The 1,648-nt window shown below is 64.9% G+C and carries 2 protein-coding genes; both read left to right on the top strand.

Annotated features, from left to right (window positions below; genetic code table 11):
* Positions 1-150: IS66 family insertion sequence element accessory protein TnpB (tnpB, locus tag PYV00_RS24475; protein ID WP_428981684.1), on the top strand; the 150-nt coding region annotated here is incomplete at its 5' end.
* Between the two features lie 31 nt (positions 151-181).
* The coding region (tnpC, locus tag PYV00_RS24035; RefSeq protein WP_275230868.1) for an IS66 family transposase at positions 182-1,648 on the top strand (1,467 nt) is incomplete at its 3' end.

Genomic DNA, 1,648 nt, shown 5'->3' with positions numbered 1-1,648 from the left:
AAGCTCGAACAGGGCGGCTTCAAGTGGCCCGGCATCCAGGACGGCGTGATGCGCCTGACGGCCGCGCAACTCGGGGCTTTGCTCGAGGGTCTCGACTGGCGCCGCGTCCATGGTGGACGCCGACCGATGGCCCCGCAGATCGCCGGTTGACGGGGCGTTCGCTGGCTGATTCACTGCTTCCATGCTCACGGAAGCTGACCTCCCTGACGATGTCGATGCGTTGCGGGCGCTCGTCCTCGAACAGGCCCGCAAGCTTGAGAAGACCGACGCAGAAGTCGATCGCCTGAGGGCGATCATCGAGGCTTTCCAGCGCCATCGTTTCGGCCGTAGTTCCGAGCAGCTCGATGACGATCAGCTCCAGCTCGCGCTCGAGGATGTCGAGACAGCGCTGGGCTGCGCCGAAGCCGCCGTCGATGCCAGCGCCGGGCGTCAGCGCAGCGAACGTCCCCGCAAAACCAACCGCGGGTCGCTCCCCTCGCACCTCCAGCGGATCGAACAGGTCGTCGATGTCGCGGACAAGGCTTGCCCCTGCTGCGGCGGCGCGCTCCATCAGATCGGCGAGGACGTATCCGAGCGGCTTGATGTCGTGCCGACCACATTCCGCGTGTTGGTCACCCGCCGGCCGCGCTACGGCTGCCGTTCGTGCGAGAGTGCGATCGTGCAGGCTCCGGCGCCAGCCAGGATCGTAGAAGGGGGCATTCCGACCGAGGCACTGATCGCCCAGGTTCTGGTCTCCAAGTACGCCGATCACCTGCCCCTATATCGGCAGGCCCAGATCTACGCTCGGCAGGGCATTGAACTCGACCGATCTACGCTGGCGGATTGGGTCGGGCGAGCGGCCTGGTATCTTCGCCCTTTGCGTGATCATGTGCTCGAACGGCTCCGACGATCCGAACGCCTCTTCGCCGATGAGACCACGGCGCCGGTGCTCGATCCGGGGCGCGGGCGAACCAAGACCGGCCAGATATGGGCTTATGCTTGCGATGACCGACCTAGCGGTGGCGAGGATCCGCCAATGGTTGCCTACGTCTATGCCGCGGATCGCAAGGCCGAGCGGCCCGATGCCCATCTTGGCGATTTTACCGGCATCCTGCAGGTCGATGGCTATGGCGGCTACGCCGCACTCGCTCGGCGTCGGGGCCATGTGAGCCTGGCCTTCTGCTGGGCACATGTACGCCGTAAATTCTATGAACTGGCGGACAGCTCCCCGGTCGCGACCGAGGTCCTGCATCGCATCGCCGCGCTCTACGCCATCGAAGACGAGGTGCGAGGATCACCGGCCGAGCATCGCCGCGCTGCTCGTGATGCCCGCAGCCGCATCATCGTCGATGACCTTCACCAGTATCTCGAGGCCCGGAACCAGCAGGTCAGCGCCAAGAGCAAGCTCGGCGAGGCAATTCGCTACGCGCTCACCCGCTGGGATGGCCTCGCGCGCTACCTCGACGACGGCCGTATCGACCTCGACAACAACACCGTCGAGCGATCGATCCGGCCGTTAGCCCTGAACCGGAAGAATGCCCTCTTCGCAGGTTCCGACGAGGGCGGCGATAACTGGGCGGTGATCGCCACGCTCATTGAGAACTGCAAGCTTAGCACCATCAATCCGCATGCTTGGCTGACCGAGACGCTTACCAAGCTCGCCAATGGT

The organism is Novosphingobium album (ex Liu et al. 2023) (genome assembly GCF_029076845.1).
Classification (GTDB): domain Bacteria; phylum Pseudomonadota; class Alphaproteobacteria; order Sphingomonadales; family Sphingomonadaceae; genus Novosphingobium.
The sequence above is the reverse complement of the archived record's forward strand: the minus strand, read 5'-3'. Positions and strand labels throughout refer to the sequence as shown.